This window comes from Bacillus sp. FSL W7-1034 (genome assembly GCF_038593365.1).
In the GTDB taxonomy this organism is placed as follows: Bacteria; Bacillota; Bacilli; order Bacillales; family Bacillaceae; genus Bacillus; species Bacillus altitudinis.
The window spans coordinates 3,705,065-3,722,700 of record NZ_CP151989.1 but is presented as its reverse complement, the minus strand read 5'-3'; the positions used below and the strand labels follow the sequence as shown (position 1 = coordinate 3,722,700).

16 protein-coding genes and 4 tRNA genes are annotated in these 17,636 nt (G+C 41.9%); 12 read left to right on the top strand and 8 right to left on the bottom strand.

The window, feature by feature from the left end; genetic code table 11:
• Window positions 1-7 precede the first annotated feature (7 nt).
• The 6 genes from NST73_RS19135 to NST73_RS19110 form a co-directional block, all read right to left on the bottom strand.
• Window positions 8-916, bottom strand: coding sequence for an isochorismatase family protein (locus NST73_RS19135; protein ID WP_039169005.1), 909 nt, complete (start codon window positions 914-916; stop codon window positions 8-10).
• Between the two features lie 18 nt (window positions 917-934).
• On the bottom strand, window positions 935-2,554 hold the full coding sequence (locus tag NST73_RS19130) for a (2,3-dihydroxybenzoyl)adenylate synthase (RefSeq protein WP_096882128.1): 1,620 nt from the start codon (window positions 2,552-2,554) through the stop codon (window positions 935-937).
• A 25-nt stretch (window positions 2,555-2,579) separates the two neighbouring features.
• On the bottom strand, window positions 2,580-3,761 hold the full coding sequence (gene dhbC / locus NST73_RS19125; protein ID WP_342499288.1) for an isochorismate synthase DhbC: 1,182 nt from the start codon (window positions 3,759-3,761) through the stop codon (window positions 2,580-2,582).
• A 26-nt stretch (window positions 3,762-3,787) separates the two neighbouring features.
• Window positions 3,788-4,573: a 2,3-dihydro-2,3-dihydroxybenzoate dehydrogenase gene (locus NST73_RS19120; protein WP_024718455.1), complete on the bottom strand. Its 786-nt coding sequence runs from the start codon at window positions 4,571-4,573 to the stop codon at window positions 3,788-3,790.
• Between the two features lie 7 nt (window positions 4,574-4,580).
• A complete protein-coding gene (locus tag NST73_RS19115) occupies window positions 4,581-5,462 on the bottom strand; it encodes an alpha/beta hydrolase-fold protein (RefSeq protein ID WP_041508078.1) in 882 nt (293 codons plus the stop codon).
• A 745-nt stretch (window positions 5,463-6,207) separates the two neighbouring features.
• A complete protein-coding gene (locus NST73_RS19110) occupies window positions 6,208-7,065 on the bottom strand; it encodes a hypothetical protein (protein ID WP_342499287.1) in 858 nt (285 codons plus the stop codon).
• A 109-nt stretch (window positions 7,066-7,174) separates the two neighbouring features.
• On the opposite strand from NST73_RS19110, the gene NST73_RS19105 reads away from it, so the two are divergent.
• The 3 genes from NST73_RS19105 to NST73_RS19095 all read left to right on the top strand — a co-directional run bounded on the left by NST73_RS19105 (window position 7,175) and on the right by NST73_RS19095 (window position 10,316).
• Window positions 7,175-8,131: a DUF4885 family protein gene (locus tag NST73_RS19105; protein ID WP_061420790.1), complete on the top strand. Its 957-nt coding sequence runs from the start codon at window positions 7,175-7,177 to the stop codon at window positions 8,129-8,131.
• Window positions 8,132-8,406: 275 nt separating this feature from the next.
• On the top strand, window positions 8,407-9,771 hold the full coding sequence (dnaB, locus tag NST73_RS19100; protein ID WP_003214779.1) for a replicative DNA helicase: 1,365 nt from the start codon (window positions 8,407-8,409) through the stop codon (window positions 9,769-9,771).
• Between the two features lie 131 nt (window positions 9,772-9,902).
• The gene (locus tag NST73_RS19095; protein ID WP_096882123.1) at window positions 9,903-10,316 is read left to right on the top strand and encodes a VOC family protein; all 414 of its coding nucleotides are present in this window, start codon (window positions 9,903-9,905) and stop codon (window positions 10,314-10,316) included.
• 32 nt (window positions 10,317-10,348) lie between these two features.
• Here NST73_RS19095 and NST73_RS19090 read toward each other — a convergent pair whose 3' ends face one another.
• Entirely contained in the window at window positions 10,349-11,554 is a 1,206-nt protein-coding gene (locus NST73_RS19090) for a cytochrome P450 (protein ID WP_342499286.1), read from the bottom strand.
• A 137-nt stretch (window positions 11,555-11,691) separates the two neighbouring features.
• Between NST73_RS19090 and NST73_RS19085 the strand changes: the two genes are divergently transcribed.
• From NST73_RS19085 to NST73_RS19070, 4 genes are all read left to right on the top strand, one after another.
• On the top strand, window positions 11,692-12,273 hold the full coding sequence (locus NST73_RS19085; protein WP_342499285.1) for a TetR/AcrR family transcriptional regulator: 582 nt from the start codon (window positions 11,692-11,694) through the stop codon (window positions 12,271-12,273).
• Window positions 12,274-12,489: 216 nt separating this feature from the next.
• Window positions 12,490-13,785: an adenylosuccinate synthase gene (locus NST73_RS19080; RefSeq protein WP_007497400.1), complete on the top strand. Its 1,296-nt coding sequence runs from the start codon at window positions 12,490-12,492 to the stop codon at window positions 13,783-13,785.
• A 133-nt stretch (window positions 13,786-13,918) separates the two neighbouring features.
• Window positions 13,919-15,052 carry a DUF418 domain-containing protein gene (locus tag NST73_RS19075; RefSeq protein ID WP_342499284.1) on the top strand — a complete coding sequence of 378 codons (1,134 nt, stop codon included), beginning with the start codon at window positions 13,919-13,921 and terminating at the stop codon, window positions 15,050-15,052.
• Window positions 15,053-15,067: 15 nt separating this feature from the next.
• The gene (locus NST73_RS19070; RefSeq protein WP_342499283.1) at window positions 15,068-15,277 is read left to right on the top strand and encodes a hypothetical protein; all 210 of its coding nucleotides are present in this window, start codon (window positions 15,068-15,070) and stop codon (window positions 15,275-15,277) included.
• A 30-nt stretch (window positions 15,278-15,307) separates the two neighbouring features.
• Here NST73_RS19070 and NST73_RS19065 read toward each other — a convergent pair whose 3' ends face one another.
• Window positions 15,308-15,832, bottom strand: coding sequence for a peroxiredoxin family protein (locus NST73_RS19065; RefSeq protein WP_007497396.1), 525 nt, complete (start codon window positions 15,830-15,832; stop codon window positions 15,308-15,310).
• A gap of 332 nt (window positions 15,833-16,164) precedes the next feature.
• Between NST73_RS19065 and NST73_RS19060 the strand changes: the two genes are divergently transcribed.
• The 5 genes from NST73_RS19060 (at window position 16,165) to yycF (ending at window position 17,630) form a co-directional block, all read left to right on the top strand.
• Window positions 16,165-16,240 (top strand) — tRNA-Lys (locus NST73_RS19060).
• 6 nt (window positions 16,241-16,246) lie between these two features.
• Window positions 16,247-16,318, top strand: a tRNA-Glu gene (locus NST73_RS19055).
• Between the two features lie 81 nt (window positions 16,319-16,399).
• Window positions 16,400-16,476 (top strand) — tRNA-Asp (locus NST73_RS19050).
• A 26-nt stretch (window positions 16,477-16,502) separates the two neighbouring features.
• Window positions 16,503-16,575, top strand: a tRNA-Phe gene (locus NST73_RS19045).
• A 347-nt stretch (window positions 16,576-16,922) separates the two neighbouring features.
• Window positions 16,923-17,630: a response regulator YycF gene (gene yycF / locus NST73_RS19040; RefSeq protein ID WP_017359978.1), complete on the top strand. Its 708-nt coding sequence runs from the start codon at window positions 16,923-16,925 to the stop codon at window positions 17,628-17,630.
• The last annotated feature ends 6 nt before the right edge of the window (window positions 17,631-17,636 follow it).

Sequence of the window (17,636 nt, the reverse complement as noted above, 5' to 3'; positions counted from 1 at the left end):
ACCTCCTTTACAAGTAATCGATATTTGGGATAGATGGCTGTTTTTCTGGGAAAAGAAGAGTCCGCCAAGACATGAGCGTTGGATTTGCTGCAAGCTCAACGAAATTGACTGTTGCTCCTTGCTGTCTCCACTTTTCCGCTAGGCTCATCATTCTAATTGAATCAAGGCCAAGGTAGACGAGATTCTCGTCAAGCGGTATTTCATTTGGATTGATTTGAAGATACTCAGCTACTTGGTGAACGATGGCATCAAAGGATAGGTCATCACTGTTTGCTTCTTGTCCTGTTAAACGACTGATGATTTGGTTTGTCGTTGTGGTGACTGCACAGCGTTCAGCTGCATAGGTCATTGCCATTTTGTGATGCTTAAGTGAAAAGTCAGCGACGGCATCGGCGACAAAAAAGGTTTCAATATCGAACATGAATGCTTCTGCGGCTGTCAGCATACATCCAATATGTGCATATACGCCAGTAATGATCAGTTGATCACGTCCGCCTTCGTGAAGAAGATCTAAAAAGTTGGATTTTTTGAATGCGCTATAACGCCATTTTGTCAGCATTGTATCTGATTCAGATGGAGCAAGCTGATCAATGATTTTTGTCAATGCTTCATCATCACCAAGACCAGGTCCCCAAAAATCTGTTAATAAGGCACGATCCTTCGGGTCTTGATCACCAGGTTGAGCTGTATAGACGACTGGAATGCCGAGTTCTTTGCATGTATCACGTAATTGTTCAATATGCTGCACTAACTCTGTAATCGGTGAAGTATCTTGTTGAAATGCATTTAAAAAATATTGCTGCATGTCATGTATCAGCAAGACAGCACGTTTCGGATCAGGGATCCAGTTCACTTTATTTTCGGGTAAATCATGTATGCTTGGCATTGGATACGCAGGAATAGTAGGGATTGCCATGGTTTTCACTCCTCTTTTTTATACGTTGGCAGTATGGATTGCAGCTAATTCTCTTAATGCTTTTTTACTGATTTTTCCTACACCTGTTTGTGGGAACGCATCAATCCATTCAATGCGGTCAGGAATTTTATAGGCAGCGAGCCCACGTTCTCTTAGAAATAACTTTAAGACATGCGGTGCTGGTTTGTTGTTTCCTTTCGCAATAACAAAGGCACATGAGCGTTCGCCAAGAAATGGATCTGGCATGGACACCATGGCGGCATCATGAATGTCAGGATGCGCAAGTAAATGGTTTTCAACTTCTTCAGCAGCAACCTTTTCGCCACCACGATTGATTTGATCCTTGTCTCTGCCTTCTACAACAACATTTCCTTCTTTGGTTAATCGCACGATGTCACCTGTTCTGTAGAAGCCATCTGGTGTAAATGCTTTTTTGTTTTGTTCATCGGCTTTATAGTAGCCGCGAATCGTATAAGGTCCTCTTGTTAAAAGGTGTCCAGCCACTTCATTCGGGACGGGCTTGTCCTCATCGTCTACCACTAGTACCTCATCATATTCAGACATCGGGCGTCCTTGTGTATGGATAATGACATGTTCAGGATCATCCAATCTGGTATAGTTGACCAGACCTTCTGCCATGCCAAAAACTTGCTGTAACTTACACCCAAGGGCAGGCATCACTCGTTTTGCTGCCTCAGCACTTAATTTAGCACCACCGACTTGTAAGACCTCAAGACTCGATAAGTCATCTGATCGATGAGGAGCGGCTTCGAGCCAAATCAATGCAATTGGTGGAACGACAGCGGTAATAGTCGCCCGTTCTTTTTCAATGAGTGGAAAGACGACATCAGGGCTTGATCCAGGTGCAAGAACGACTCTTCCACCAGCGTATAATGTCCCAAGAACGCCAGGCGAGCTTAATGGATAGTTGTGTGCAACTGGAAGTGTAGCTAGATACACACTATGTTGTGTGAGCTCGCACACCTCATTGCTTTTCCAAAGACTATAAATATAGTCATCATGTGTACGAGGTATGAGTTTTGAAAGGCCTGTGCTTCCTCCAGATAACTGAAGAAACGCAATGTCGCTTGCCTCTACATGTATTTGTGGATCAAGTGCTGGGTCCTTGCGCAAATCATCCAAGTCTAGGAATTCCTCAGCTTCTCCTGCAACAATGACATGAGGTAATGAGGGAAGTTTTTCTTTCACTTGACGTGCGAGTGATCGATAATCAAAGCCGCCATCGATATCTGGTATGACATATGCGTCTGCTTCGGCAAATTCAATAAAATAAGTGATTTCACTGCTTCTATGAGATGGCAGTGAGAAGACGGGTAAAGCACCGATACGAAATAAAGCGAAAACGACTTCAAAAAAAGCAGGAATGTTAGGAAGCTGTACGACAACTCGACTTCCCTTTTGGATTCCAAGCTGATGAAAACCGGCAGCAAGACTGCTGACGCGCTCATCAAGTTCTTGATAGCTCATGTGTGTATCAGCGTATGTAATCGCTGTTTTATTCCCTAACGATACGGCGCGTTCACGAAGCATCCCGCTAAAGGTTTCTCCACGCCAACAGCCGTTTTCACGGTAGCGTTTTGCAAATTCTTCTGGCCATGTAGGTGGTTGAACAAACATGTCTTTTGTCATCTCCTATGTATTTTTATAGCTGATGGATGCCCATCGCATGAAGCATCGTGTTGAATTTTGCAGATGTTTCGGCTAGCTCTTCTTCTGCCTTTGATCCTTTGACCACTCCTGCACCAGCAAAGAGGCGAAGGGAGTGACCTTCAGCTTCTGCACAGCGAATGGTGACAATCCAATCTCCATCACCATTTGCATCTGCCCAACCGACCATTCCTGTGAAAAATCCTCGATCGAAGGGTTCAATCGCTTGAATGGCTTCACGTGCATCTGCTGTAGGTGTTCCGCATACTGCGGGTGTTGGATGGAGGCTAAGCGCTAAATCAATGGAGGACACATTGGAATCTGTTAATTCACCTTTGACCACAGTAGATAAATGCCACATCGTTTCTGTCTGTATGACGGATGGTGATGCGGGTACATCTAACGTATGACAGTAAGGAGCAAGCGCTTTAGTGACAGCATCGACAACCACTGCATGCTCGTGTAAATCCTTTTCAGATGTAAGAAGTTCATCGTGACGACGCTGGTCTTCTACGGGGTCTGAACTGCGTGGCCGAGAACCAGCGAGTGGATTGGAAATCACAGATGAACCAGTTTTTGAAAGAAGCAGCTCAGGGCTTGCCCCAAGAAGTGTGCGCTTTTGGGAAGATTTCGGATCAGCTACGTTTGCAGCAAACGTATAACCAGTTGTATTATGACGAGCCAGTCGTTCGAGTATTGTTTTCGTATGAATGTCTTGATTTGATTTGAGATGGAGAGATCGAGAAATGACGATTTTGCTAAGCTCTCCTTTTTCAATTTTAGCTAACCCTTCGTTCACACCATTCATGTAGACTTCAGGAGAAGGGACAGGTGTCACCTCATAGGATTGTGATGTCACTTCTGAATCCTCATCACCTTGATGAAATTCGAGTGGATCACTAAACTGTACATGGACTGGCACATTTAAACGAACGGGTTGCGCCGGATCAAACGGAACAGCACCAGCAACAATCGGTGCTTGAATACCAGCTTGTTTGGCAGTCTCAAAAACATGGGCTACCTTTGTGGATAGTTCATCGAGTTGATTGGTTTTAATATGCTGGAATATCCCCTCTGCAAGTAACGCTCGTTTAGGAGAAGCAAGGAAAAATGCGCCTGGCTGATAGTCTTGGATCAGCTGTACTTTTTCTTCTGTCGACAATAATGAATGTTTCATGAAAAGGCCTCCTTTTTGATAAAATGTTAAATTCCGAGTGTTGCACCACCATCAATTGTGAGATTCTGCATCGTAATATGACTGGATTGCTCAGATGCAAAGAAGATGACTGCATCAGCAATCTGTTGAGGGTCAGCGATTTTTTGTAAAGGAATACCGGTTTTATACGTCTCTAACGAACCTTTAATCACCTGATCTGCTCCTTGCTCATCAGACCATAAAGCCCATTGCATAGGTGTTGCGGTAGAGCCGGGCGAGACGACGTTGCATCTAATGCCATAGGTAGCCAGCTCTAATCCAAGTGTTTTTGTAAAAGAAGTAGCTGCTGCTTTTGAAGCAGCATAGGCAGCCATATTCATTCTAGGAATGGCACCTGCGTTAGAACTGACAGTCACAATGACCCCTTCTGATCTTTTCATCATGTATTTGGAGACAGCTTGGGATATGTAAAAGAGACCATGTGTATTGACTGCGAAGGTTTGGTGCCAATCATCTGTACTAATCTGATCAATCGAACTAATCCGAAGAATGCCTGCTACATTGACCAGTAAATAAATGGGGCCAAGCTGCTTTTCGATTTGATCGACAATGTGCTGAACAGATGCTTGATCGGTAATGTCACCTGGATAGGCAAAGGCACGTATGCCTTTATCATTCAACTTCTGCACGGTGCTTTGCAGCTGATCTTCATTTGTGTCAACTGCTGCAATGATCGCACCTTCATCGGCTAGTCTCTTTGCGACTGCTTGTCCAATACCTTGTCCTGCGCCTGTAATAAGGGCAATTTTATGAGACAGACCACTCTGTTTCATGTGTTCACTACCTTTCTTTCAAGTCTGTAGTTGTTAAAGGATCTTGATGATAAAATGCAAAACGAAAAGCGTCATTCATCAGCACCGGTAAAACAGACGTATGTCCTTCTTCAGGAAATTCGTGATAGGTCGTATGCAAGCCATACGAGGATAAAGGCAGCATACGATTGGCTAGAGACTTTGCATGAGCATTCATTTGACATGGATGATGTTTTTCTAACTCACCTACACCTACAAGTAGCCTTACATCCATAGGCACTTGACGGATGCGGTTGGTAAATTGGTGTTCTTTTTCTAGAAATAATTCTTTGTTCCAGTGGATAGAAGGACTGCCCGCAATATATGTCTGATAAGCGTCAGGGTGCTCAAATAGTGTGTGTAATACAAAAAGCCCGCCAAGAGAATGGCCAAATAGTGTTTGACGACTCTGATTAATCGGAAAGCGCTGCTCAATGTATGGCTTAACCGTCTTTTCTAAAAAAGAAAAGAAAGCAGAGGCGCCGCCATATGTATGGATGGAGAAGTCCTTTCTTTTACCCTCAATGGAAACGTCAGGGCCGGTAAGAGTGAGATCATAATGCCTAAGCGGATGATAGGGCGCTTCTGTCTGATAGCCAATTCCAACAATAATAGCAGGTACGACACCTGTTTTTTCAGGTCTTCTTGACTGTAAACGTATAGCTTCGACCATTGTGCCAAAAAGTGAATTCCCATCAAGCACGTACATGACTGGAAAACCAGTTTCGGGAGGAGTGGTATTCGGTTTAAATATAAAAAGTCTGTATGGGTGTGTTGTGATATCTAGTTGCTCCGTCCCAGGTATAAAAAAAGGACGGCTTTCTCCAAAAAGTGAATCATCAGTACCCATTCCTTCAGTGCGTTTGGTCATATGTGAAAAATCCCCTTTCTCAAATTGACCTCATATGATGATAAAAGCAGGCTTGCGGATAGTGGATGAGTGTAGTAATAAAAATTTAAATGAAAATGATTCTCAATTATCACGCAAGCAAATCAAATGATAATGTTTATCAATTAGGAAGTCAAATGTTCATAAAGTGGTATAATCGATAATTTGATCTAAATATTCAGAAAATAAAGGACTAACTAACTACCAAATGATTGGAAATAGAGAATGCCGGATTGTGTCATTAAAACAGAGTAAAAATGCCAAAAAACCTTGGCAATCTCAAAATATTTACCATTTTCTTCTGTTTGAATCATGATTAAATATAGGTTTTTCTTCTTGAAATAATTTCGAGAAAAATAAGTCTATAGACCTTCTTGTGTTTTTAGAAAAAAAGAGGTGGATTTTGGGGAAAGTTAGTGTTCTTAATTCACAACTTATTCAATATCATGCTTAAATTCATAGACAATCTTCTATGGAAGACAAGATCGCAGGGAATGTAGGTAGAATGAAACCCCCATTAGGAAAACTGAGGCTAAATCTGCTTGAAAATCAGCTCAAGCTGAAAAATACGTTTACAGTGGCGAAATATCATGAAGCGAAGCAATCATGACAAGCACTGTAGAGTGGTGAAATAACATATAGCATCAAAAATGAGGCAATAAAAAAAGTAAGGGATGTGCCCTTACTTTTTGATCAATTGGTGTACATATCTGTCAACATCATTCACTTAAAATCCATCTGTGACATCATATTCGTAACGGATATCGGCTTTGACATTGCTCATAGTAGATCTCGCCGTAGCTTTTGCGTTGTACTTAAAGCTCCATTTTTGAGCGACTCTTAATTGATCATCCAGAGATATACGATAAGAACCACTTGTTGCAGAGGAGAAAAGTGATTGATACCAAATGTTACTATCACTAGCCATCAGTTTGTGTGTGACATTCCCTTGGTTGGGTGTTTGAGTGCTAGTTGTCGTAATTGATTTAACTACAGCGCGTTTAGGAACTGTGGAATTATTCGTTAAATCCATTGTAATGACTGAAGAGTCAACTCCTAAAAAATTTAAAGAAGAATTCCCCAAGTTCGTAGCAGTCCCTGTAAAATTGAATGTCCCATTTCCAGATTTAATACGATCTTCAATGGAAACAGTAAAATACATGTTACCGGTATATGTACCACGGGTTACTTTCACAAAATAAGTTTCTGAAGTTGAAGTCACGTCACCAGTATTTGCAAAAATAAAAGGCGTTACTGAATCAGGATTTATAACTTCGGATCCTGTCCTAGAATATTTCGAATTATACACCTCGATGTTCATCCCTGTATATTGCTTATTATATGAACTTCTGACATAAACTCTTTCACCTTTATTGATCGTAAACTGATAATACGCTTCATTTTCACCTTCAGGTAAGATTGTCGTGTCTGAACGACTATTTTTCCAATATCCCATTGAACTTGCAGTGTTAGGGCTGTTATTCCCCGTAATTGCTGCTTCCGCTGAAGTAGGTGCAAAAAAACTAGTAACAAGCGCCAATAATAATGCTGATAATAATAAACGTTTAAAGATAGTATTTGTCATATATTAACCCTAATTGCAATGATTACTATATAGACATTAAACTAACAAATTTTAACTGAAATGCCGATATATTTAATAATCACTATTTTCTTAAAAAAGGAGAATCAAAATGAATATTAATACGTCATATACAGCCAGTTCTTCGAACAATTTGAACCAAATAGACGCTAAAGGTCAATCAGCTATTAAAAGTACAAACGAAGTGATGACCGAATCTGATAGACGAATGAAAATATTAGATGAAAAATACGAAAAAATAAATGAACAAAATAAACGATTCAAAGATCCTCATGGGCATATATTTAATAAGTATCGAAATCAACACTCTCCTTATTTCAGAAGTGATCTAACTAAAGTGGAGAGAGAAGCTGCTTATAAAATGGAAATTGGATGGGCTAATTCTGGAACAGGTGGACAATATGACTTCAATGATGCTATTTTCCGTAATGAAAAACGGTACGATCCTACCCAAGAAAGTGTAGAAAAGAAACTATTAAATCGTCAGAAGGTAAACGAACAACTGCAAGCTTTGTTTTCTACCAATGGTTTGAACATTCCTAAAAACGCCAATTTAACTTTTACCATTGATCCGAATCATTTTAAATTAGTGGTGAGTGGATCAACTGACGAGTCGCTGGTCAAACAAATAGAAGACATATTGAATACAAGCAACAATACAAGAGAACTATTTTTTCATATTATGAAAAGTAGAAATGATGATTCGACTCAATTCACGCCGGATTCACTTGCAAAGTTTCACCTTGTCAATCAAATCAAAACGGTAACAGGCTACAATTTAAAAGATTTAAGCATTGTAAACGGTCAATTTGTAACGGATACCGGAGCGAATATTTTTGATATCTACAAAGAAGAACTTCTGAAAAACCCATACACAGCTGAAAATGCCCGTATTGCTGCATCACATTATGGTGCACAGCTCTTTGATCTAGCGAAGAACGGGTATGATTCTATTCCCGATTTGGTGCTATCTATTGGGTATGAAAACGGGTCTTTATATGACATTGGACAAAAGGTGAATTACGGAGTTAAGAAAACGATAGATTAAAAAACGCACCTTCAATATTTGATCATGTGCGTGTTCATGCCATGTTGGAGTATCGATCACATGTGTGAACAACAGCTACAAATTCCATTAGCGATACAAAGGACTCTATAACAATTTATGTTACAGAGTCTTTTCTATTTGAAGTGTGTTGTTTCGCTGTTCAACGAAACATCGACATGGTAATTTTGACTATAGTTGATGTTTTTCACTTTTTTATTGGTGAAAATGTTAAAATGATGAGTAGCGTATTTTTTTATGAAAGGACGGTGCTTGGCATGACGGAACTTCTCGATGACCGGCTGCCGCCGCAAAATATAGAAGCCGAGCAGGCCGTATTAGGTGCTGTTTTTTTAGAACCATCTGCGCTAACGCTCGCTTCTGAGGTATTAATTCCAGAGGATTTCTATAGAATGTCGCATCAAAAGATTTACAATGCGATGCTTGTACTTGGTGATAGAGGGGAACCGGTTGACCTTGTCACGGTGACATCAGAACTTGCCAATACAGACTTACTAGAAGAGGTAGGCGGGATTTCGTATTTAACAGATATTGCGAACTCTGTCCCAACTGCCGCAAACATTGAATATTATGCAAAAATTGTAGAAGAAAAATCCATTTTAAGACGTCTGATCCGTACAGCGACAACCATTGCACAGGATGGATATACGCGTGAGGATGAAGTAGAAGATCTATTGAGTGATGCTGAAAAAACCATTATGGAAGTGGCTCAGCGTAAAAACTCAGGAGCTTTCCAAAACATTAAAGACGTTCTTGTTCAGACATATGATAATATTGAACAGCTTCATAATCGAAAAGGTGATATCACTGGGATTCCAACGGGTTTCTCAGAGCTTGATCGGATGACAGCTGGCTTCCAGCGAAATGACCTGATTATTGTAGCGGCTCGTCCGTCCGTAGGGAAAACAGCCTTCGCGTTAAATATTGCACAAAACGTTGCAACCAAGACAGATGAAAGTGTCGCCATCTTTAGTTTAGAGATGGGCGCTGAGCAGCTGGTCATGCGTATGCTTTGTGCCGAGGGAAATATCAATGCACAAAACCTAAGAACCGGTAACCTCACAGAAGAGGACTGGGGTAAGCTGACAATGGCGATGGGTTCGCTATCAAACAGTGGGATTTTCATTGATGATACACCTGGCATTAGAGTCAGTGAAATTCGCTCGAAATGCCGCCGTTTGAAGCAAGAAAACGGGCTTGGCATGATCCTGATTGATTACTTACAGCTCATCCAAGGGAGTGGACGATCAAGCGATAACCGTCAGCAAGAGGTATCTGAAATTTCTAGGGCTTTAAAGTCACTAGCAAGAGAACTTGAAGTGCCGGTCATTGCCTTATCACAGCTTTCTCGTGGGGTAGAGCAGCGTCAGGACAAGCGTCCGATGATGTCTGATATTCGTGAATCAGGAAGTATTGAGCAGGATGCCGATATTGTGGCGTTCCTTTATCGTGATGATTACTATGACAAAGAATCAGAGAATAAGAACATTATTGAAATTATTATTGCGAAACAGCGTAACGGTCCAGTTGGAACGGTATCACTGGCGTTCGTGAAAGAATATAACAAATTCGTCAACTTAGAAAGAAGATTTGACGATGCGGGTGTTCCGCCCGGTGCTTAAAGCCCAGCTCAAGAAGCTGGGCTTTTTTTGATCCATCTACATCGAAAGAATGACTGAAAAACAGTCGAAATGAGGAGGAGTGGGAGAAAAAGAGAGCGTATACTAAAGGGAGAGAAAAGGAGTGATGACTGATGAAGTTTCAACAATTCGAAGCCGCTCAATTACGCATCGCACGTCCGACCGTCAACATGAAAGAGGTTGTTTCTTTTTATGAAGAAGGTTTAGGGCTGAAACGAATAGGCTCATTTGATCAGCATGAAGGGTATGATGGGGTCATGCTTGGGCTTCCTCACCAGCATGTTCATCTGGAAATCACCAAACATGAAGAAGACGAAAGCTTGCCTGTTCCCCACCCAGAGCAACTGCTTGTATTCTATATTCCGGCTGAAGAAGAATTTCAGCAGATGAAAAAGAGACTGATCGCATTTGGCGGACGGCAAGTCACCTCTACAAACCCGTACTGGGATCGAGGAGGCGTGACGATTGAAGATCCAGATGGATATCGAGTGGTGCTCATGAATACAGAAGGAATTACACCTGATTAAGAAAGACTCCCATCTCGTGGGAGTCCTTTTTGTTAGCAACGAGGCGTGACACGGAGCTTCAGTGCTTTTAGTCCATACATACCGCTGCTTGTCATTGGGACGTAAGAGAGAAGCTCTAGTGATTCATATCGTGACTGTATGGCTTTGATGGCAGTGCAGGCTTCCAGGCGAGCAAGTGGTGCGCCTAGGCAGAAATGAATGCCGTGGCCGAAGCCAATATGAGGATTAGGGTGCCGGTGTATATCGTACTCATGTGCGTTTGGAAATTGACGCTCATCCCGGTTCGCAGAAGCAAGAAAGACAATCACACTGTCTCCCTTTTTCAAGACTTTCCCTCCAAGTTCGGTGTCTTCTGTGACATACCGGACGATGGTAGGCGCAGGGGCACGAAAACGGACAGCCTCCTCCACAGCACGAGGAATGAGGTCAGGTGATTGAGCGAGCGCTTCATACGACCCCGGATTTTCTAACAAAGTAAAGATCATATTGGAGATCAGGTTGGTGGTCGTTTCGTTGCCTGCTAACAGGAGCAGATTGCAGAAAGGAATTAATTCGTCTGCGGACAGCTTGTCTCCATTTTCCTCCGCTTGAATTAAAAGCGAAATCAAATCATCACTAAGGTTCTGCCGCTTCTCTTCAATGATGTCAGCAAAAAACGCCATCATGTCCGCTTCGCCTTGATCCCGTGTTTTCTGCCATTCAACGACATCTCTTTCTTCTTCACTTTTAGGCATGCTGACGAGAATATCGGACCATTCTTTAAAGGATTGTTTATGTTCTGTTGGCACACCTAAAAGCTCTGCAATGACAATCACAGGAAGCGGATAGGAGATGTCTTGAACAAGATCAATCTCTTCCTTACCTTCTATTTGTGCAATGAGATCATCCATTAACTCTTGAATGCGTGGTTCCCACAATTTCATCACCCGGGGTGTAAAGGCTTTGCTCACAATGGAGCGGATTCGTGTATGTTTTGGCGGGTCCATCATGACCATTGTTTTCATCAGTGAATGTTTCCGGTGGTCTTGAGGAGGTTGACTAGAAAAGGTATCTTTATCGATGGTGACGCGCTTTGCTTCTTCATAGGTGAAGACACTCCATGTTTGGCTGTGTTCATCAAAATGAACAGGGGATTCTTGACGCATTTTGGCGTACCAATCAAATGGGTGATACGGGTCCTGCTTGTTTTTCCCTCTTAATAACGCTTTTTGAACGGCACTAGGTGTTGTTGTTTCCATGATCATCACTCCTTATGGGTTGTCAGATGATTCCTTTTTTTCGCTGTGTTAGATTTAAAGGTAATTCATCAGGAGAAAGGATTCAACCAACAGAAAAGCGAAATCTGTTGAAGAAAATGGGAAGGGGAGAGCGGCTTGTGGCGGACTGCTACAGAGGGGATAAGCGCGCAACTGAATCAAAGCAACAATTAAGAAAAGCATTATTTCAGTTATTAAAGGAGAAGGAATGGGGGAAGATTTCTGTACAAGATTTGACGAACAAGGCAGGAATCCATCGGACCACCTTCTATCAGCATTATGAGGATAAGTTTGACTTAGCTCAGCAGGCCATGGATGAGATGTTTGATGTCATGAAAACCTCTATTTTTGCTCCTGTACATGAAAATGAGTGGAAGAGCGATCATGCAGCATATGTGTATATTTACCGCTTTTATCAGCATTTGCAGGAACATGAAGAGGAGTATCAGATTCTCTTGAAAAGGGGAAGAGAGCTTAATATTCATCAGACAGCCAGTGCTTTTTTTGAAGAAAGCTTTACTTTGGGGCTAGAAGAAGTCACAGGTTCACCACCTGATCCACAACACGTTCCTCTCGAGATGCAGAAGCAATTTGTCATTTCTGCTTATGTTGGAACAGCTGAGTGGTGGCTGAGAAAAGGCAGACCATATTCACCCGACTTTATGGCAAGTTCGATGATTCAATTGATTGAAAATCACTGAACAAACGGAAATGAGAAAAACAGTAATTTTGCTCGAAATCTTCTTGTTTAAGCGTAGAATGAGCAATTAAAGCGCTTTTCCTCGCATGTAAAACGAACAAAATTTGATTTCGAGATATTAATGTTCGGATTTCACGTTGACTTTTTCATTGTGCATTGATAAAATAAATGTGTTTGAAAGAGATAACGTTTTGAAAGGTTAACGGAGGTGCACGATATGTCTTCAGTAGTCGTAGTAGGTACGCAGTGGGGTGACGAAGGGAAAGGGAAAATTACCGATTTCCTTTCAGAAAATGCAGAGGTGATTGCCCGTTATCAAGGGGGAAACAATGCAGGTCACACAATCAAATTTGATGGAGTGACTTACAAGCTACACCTCATTCCGTCCGGTATTTTTTACAAAGAGAAAACTTGTGTCATCGGTAATGGAATGGTGGTTGATCCTAAAGCGTTGGTCACTGAGCTTGCGTATCTTCACGAACGGAATGTGAGTACAGATAACCTCAGAATCAGCAATAGAGCCCATGTCATTCTGCCTTATCACTTAAAATTGGACGAGGTAGAAGAAGAGCGGAAAGGGGCTAACAAGATCGGTACGACGAAAAAAGGAATCGGACCAGCTTATATGGACAAAGCTGCCCGCGTCGGAATCCGTATCGCAGATTTATTAGATCGTGAAGTATTTGAAGAGAAGCTTGCCCGTAATCTAGAAGAGAAAAATCGTCTTTTAGAGAAAATGTACGACACAGAAGGCTTCAAAATTGAAGATATTTTAGATGAGTATTATGAATATGGTCAGCAAGTGAAAAAATATGTCGTGGACACATCTGTTGTATTGAACGATGCTCTAGATGAAGGCCGCCGTGTTCTTTTTGAAGGGGCACAAGGCGTTATGCTTGATATCGATCAAGGGACATATCCGTTCGTGACGTCATCTAACCCAGTGGCTGGAGGCGTGACGATTGGTTCTGGTGTAGGTCCTACGAAAATTCAACATGTGGTCGGCGTATCAAAAGCTTACACAACTCGTGTAGGTGATGGCCCATTCCCGACAGAACTCCATGATGAAATTGGCGATCAAATCCGTGAAGTTGGCCGTGAATACGGTACGACAACTGGCCGCCCGCGCCGTGTTGGCTGGTTTGACAGTGTTGTTGTCCGTCATGCGCGCCGTGTGAGCGGAATTACAGATTTATCTCTTAACTCCATCGATGTACTGACAGGGATTGAGAAATTGAAAATCTGTGTTGCTTATAAATTGAACGGAGAAATCACTGAAGAATTCCCAGCAAGTCTAAATGAATTAGCGAAATGTGAACCTGTCTACGAAGAAATGCCAGGATGGACAGAGGATATTACAGGCGTGAAGAATTTAAGTGAACTGCCTGCAAATGCCCGTCATTACTTAGAGCGCATTTCACAATTAACAGGTATTCCACTTTCTATTTTCTCAGTCGGACCAGACCGTTCCCAAACGAACGTTGTCCGCAGCGTGTACCGTCCATCATTATAGACTGATCAGACACCAGTAAAATCACACATTTTACTGGTGTCTTTTTTTGTTTAAATATTCCTTAATTTCTACGGAACGCTCTTCCTGTCATTACCAAAATATGATAACTGTATAAAAGGGAAGGAGCGTTCTAGTGAAAGAAAGAATACGATTATTAGATATTTTACGAGGTTTTGCGATATTAGGTACATTGGGTACAAATGTCTGGTTTTTTGCATACGCAGGGGATACCTTTGCGACAGATCAGATTGCGGATGAATATGAAAATGGTAGTTTTCTTGAAAGTCTTGTCTCTATGTTCGTTTATGGCAAAATGCTATCGCTGCTCACAATCATGTTTGGCGTAGGGCTAGAGCTGAAATACCAGCAGGCGAAAAGAAAAAATAGGACTTGGCCGGGTACATATTTATGGATTCTTTTATTCTTATTGATTGAAGGCTTTGTCCATTTTGCGCTAGTGATGGAATATGATGTGCTCATGAGTTACGCCATCACGGGTTTGCTTGTGGCGTTTATTGTCCGTGGAGGAAGTCGGCGCATCAAAAAAGGCATGATTGTCTCGGGTGTCATTCATTTGTTGGTGACGGCTTTTCTCGTTGTATTTTCTTTCTCTGAATTGGAAAATGAATCCTATGACGAGAGCAGTGAACCAGCGTACGAAGAACAACTACCGGAGACATGGATATCTCAAGTTCAAGACCGATTACAGCACTTTTTGATGTATCGAGAAGAAGCGATCTTTATTATCCCAATGAATACCTTTTTGTTTTTATTAGGTGTGCGGATGATGAGAGCTGGTGTATTTTATGCAAATGAGCGTGGGCAATCTCTGCGGAAAATATTGTTCCGAATGGGTTTGTGGATTGGACTGCCGCTGAATGCGCTCGTCTTCGTACCAAATGACATAGTAGAATTTGTGGTGCGCTATGTGTTTTCGCCATTCCTCTCTATTTTCTATATTGCTGTCGTGGCGAAGCTTCTAGCACGCACGGAGTCATGGTTCATGTGGACTTGGTTTGAATATGTAGGGAAAATGGCGCTTAGCTGCTATATCCTGCAAAATGTCATCTGCTCTATCCTTTTTTACAGCTGGGGATTGGGTCTTGGCGGTCAAATCAACGCCCCCCTTATCGTCTTGTCATGGTTGTTGATCTCCCTGCTGCAAATCGCCATTTCAGCTCTTTGCTTACACGTCTGGCGAATTGGGCCAATGGAGTATATCCGATCACGGGCACTTCGCCGTGTGACAATGAAGAAAGCATCTTAAAGGGGAATAGATACAATGATTTTCAAAAAAACGACGAAAAGAGAACAAGCCAATGCACAAAAAGCAGCAGGATTGGCGTTTGTTTTTTATCTTCTAGCATTAGGAGGACATGGGTCTTACGCTTTTTTTCAAGGTGAGAGTACACCTGTTACTTTTGTGATTTTAATGACAGGTCTTCTTGTGTTTTTCACCGCAGATTGGCTATACAATAAAAAACATTCATAAAAAAGAAGCTCTCCGATGAGAGCTTCTTTTTTATTTTAGGCTTTTATATTGGCCTTTTAAATTTTTACGAATGTATTGAATGATTTTGCGCAGTTCGTTGGCATGCGGTCTACCAAATGGACTTGTTTGTCTTTGCTGATAGAGGACTTGGCCTTTTTCGTTTAATAAGAAATAGGCAGGTTCTCCGTGCACCCCGTGGTCTTCGTATGGGGCATCTTCCCCGTGATAGAAGACTTCATAGGCTTTCAATGATGTGAGGTCTTGGTCAGACATGATGGGGAAAGAAAGTCCCTCTTTGTCTGCAAATTCTTTCAAGTCTTCAGGATTATCCGTTGAGATTGTCATTAAGTGAATATCCTTGTCTTGAAAATAGGATTGCTGTTTTTCCAGCTCTTTTAATTCTTCGACACATACTGGGCACCATGATCCTCTAAAGAAAACGATAAGGTGCCAGCTTTGATGCTCCTCTAAATGTTTGTAAAACTCAATGTGATCGCCCTGCACTGTTGGCAGTGAAAAATCGGGCATTTTATCTCCTAATTTAAATGAACTCATCCTATGCTTCCTCCTTTTTCAATCACCATGCTGTTTGTTTCTTGTATAACCAATATTGGTCGGAATCAAACGTTTCTGTGTGCTGGATTGGGCAGTAGCCACTAATTAAATGAAGGCGCTTTCGGATTTAGGCGATGTAACAGAAGATATCAAATCCGACACTTTTTTTAAAAAAATGTCGAAAAACGTATTGCCATATGTAATTACTCTATGATATTATAAATCTCGTTGTTGCAAAGGTCTCTGAAACTTGTTAAGATGCGATTTTCCAGCTTTTAAAGCGATTGGTTTGACGCAATACAGCTTCTTCAGATTCACTTTTCACAAACCGAGAGCCATTAGCTCAGTTGGTAGAGCATCTGACTTTTAATCAGAGGGTCGAAGGTTCGAGTCCTTCATGGCTCACCATGTTTTGGCCCGTTGGTCAAGCGGTTAAGACACCGCCCTTTCACGGCGGTAACACGGGTTCGAATCCCGTACGGGTCATTGATTTACTTTAGCGTTAAGCTAATTTTTCCTCACTTGCTTGAAGGAGCACCACGATTGCTTTTTCGGGCAAGTTACTGAGGTCCGGTAGTTCAGTTGGTTAGAATGCCTGCCTGTCACGCAGGAGGTCGCGGGTTCGAGTCCCGTCCGGACCGCCATTTATACATATTCATCTTTTGATGATGGCTCGGTAGCTCAGTTGGTAGAGCAACGGACTGAAAATCCGTGTGTCGGCGGTTCGATTCCGTCCCGAGCCACTTCCAAACGCATCTGCAATCGCAGGTGCGTTTTTATTATGAAAAGAAGGCATAAAAAGGGAGAAGCCGGACCTAGGTAGGGCCCGGCTCCATAAGAAGAAGACGTTACATGTATATAGACGTTTGGTGATTGGAAAAGTTTCAATAAAAAAGGAAAAAGTCATCAAATCTTTTGGGTGAAGTTCTTCTATCCAACGTTTACTAGCAAAGAAAGCCGTTATTATTTTTATCTTTGCCTCGTAAAACGTTATAATAGACAGTGAGCCTTTTTTTCGTAAATGAAAAAGGCGTAATGAGACATGCAAAATGGAATGACATAGATGCTAAAAATGCAGGAGGAAATCACAATGGAAAAAAAGATTCTTGTCGTAGATGATGAAAAGCCGATTGCGGATATATTGGAATTTAACTTAAGAAAAGAGGGCTACGAGGTTCATTGTGCGTATGATGGAAATGAAGCCCTTGAAATGGTAGAAGAAATTAAGCCAGACATTATTTTGCTCGACATTATGCTGCCGAACAAAGATGGCGTTGAAGTATGCCGTGAAGTGAGAAAGAAATATGATATGCCGATTATCATGCTGACAGCAAAAGACTCTGAAATCGATAAGGTCATTGGTCTTGAGCTTGGCGCGGACGATTATGTCACAAAGCCATTCAGTACACGCGAGCTGCTTGCACGTGTAAAAGCAAATTTAAGAAGACAGACGGCTGCTCCGCAATCAGAGGAAGAATCTGAATCAAATGATATCGAGATTGGTTCACTTGTGATCTACCCAGATGCGTATGTCGTGTCTAAGCGTGACGAAACGATTGAGCTAACGCATCGTGAGTTCGAATTGCTTCATTACTTAGCGAAACATATTGGACAAGTCATGACACGTGAGCACTTACTGCAAACGGTTTGGGGCTACGACTACTTCGGAGATGTCCGTACAGTAGACGTGACAGTCCGCCGTCTTCGTGAAAAAATTGAAGACAACCCTAGCCACCCGAGCTGGATCGTAACAAGACGAGGCGTCGGCTACTATTTAAGAAACCCAGAGCAGGACTAAGATTCT

What these genes read in the sequence shown, in the direction of transcription:
- NST73_RS19135 (WP_039169005.1), bottom strand. Translation starts at nt 916, where the DNA reads ATGGCAATCCCTACTATTCCTGCGTATCCAATGCCAAGCATACATGAT.
- NST73_RS19130 (WP_096882128.1), bottom strand. Translation starts at nt 2,554, where the DNA reads ATGTTTGTTCAACCACCTACATGGCCAGAAGAATTTGCAAAACGCTAC.
- dhbC (WP_342499288.1), bottom strand. Translation starts at nt 3,761, where the DNA reads ATGAAACATTCATTATTGTCGACAGAAGAAAAAGTACAGCTGATCCAA.
- NST73_RS19120 (WP_024718455.1), bottom strand. Translation starts at nt 4,573, where the DNA reads ATGAAACAGAGTGGTCTGTCTCATAAAATTGCCCTTATTACAGGCGCA.
- NST73_RS19115 (WP_041508078.1), bottom strand. Translation starts at nt 5,462, where the DNA reads ATGACCAAACGCACTGAAGGAATGGGTACTGATGATTCACTTTTTGGA.
- NST73_RS19110 (WP_342499287.1), bottom strand. Translation starts at nt 7,065, where the DNA reads ATGACAAATACTATCTTTAAACGTTTATTATTATCAGCATTATTATTG.
- NST73_RS19105 (WP_061420790.1), top strand. Translation starts at nt 7,175, where the DNA reads ATGAATATTAATACGTCATATACAGCCAGTTCTTCGAACAATTTGAAC.
- dnaB (WP_003214779.1), top strand. Translation starts at nt 8,407, where the DNA reads ATGACGGAACTTCTCGATGACCGGCTGCCGCCGCAAAATATAGAAGCC.
- NST73_RS19095 (WP_096882123.1), top strand. Translation starts at nt 9,903, where the DNA reads ATGAAGTTTCAACAATTCGAAGCCGCTCAATTACGCATCGCACGTCCG.
- NST73_RS19090 (WP_342499286.1), bottom strand. Translation starts at nt 11,554, where the DNA reads ATGGAAACAACAACACCTAGTGCCGTTCAAAAAGCGTTATTAAGAGGG.
- NST73_RS19080 (WP_007497400.1), top strand. Translation starts at nt 12,490, where the DNA reads ATGTCTTCAGTAGTCGTAGTAGGTACGCAGTGGGGTGACGAAGGGAAA.
- NST73_RS19070 (WP_342499283.1), top strand. Translation starts at nt 15,068, where the DNA reads ATGATTTTCAAAAAAACGACGAAAAGAGAACAAGCCAATGCACAAAAA.
- NST73_RS19065 (WP_007497396.1), bottom strand. Translation starts at nt 15,832, where the DNA reads ATGAGTTCATTTAAATTAGGAGATAAAATGCCCGATTTTTCACTGCCA.
- yycF (WP_017359978.1), top strand. Translation starts at nt 16,923, where the DNA reads ATGGAAAAAAAGATTCTTGTCGTAGATGATGAAAAGCCGATTGCGGAT.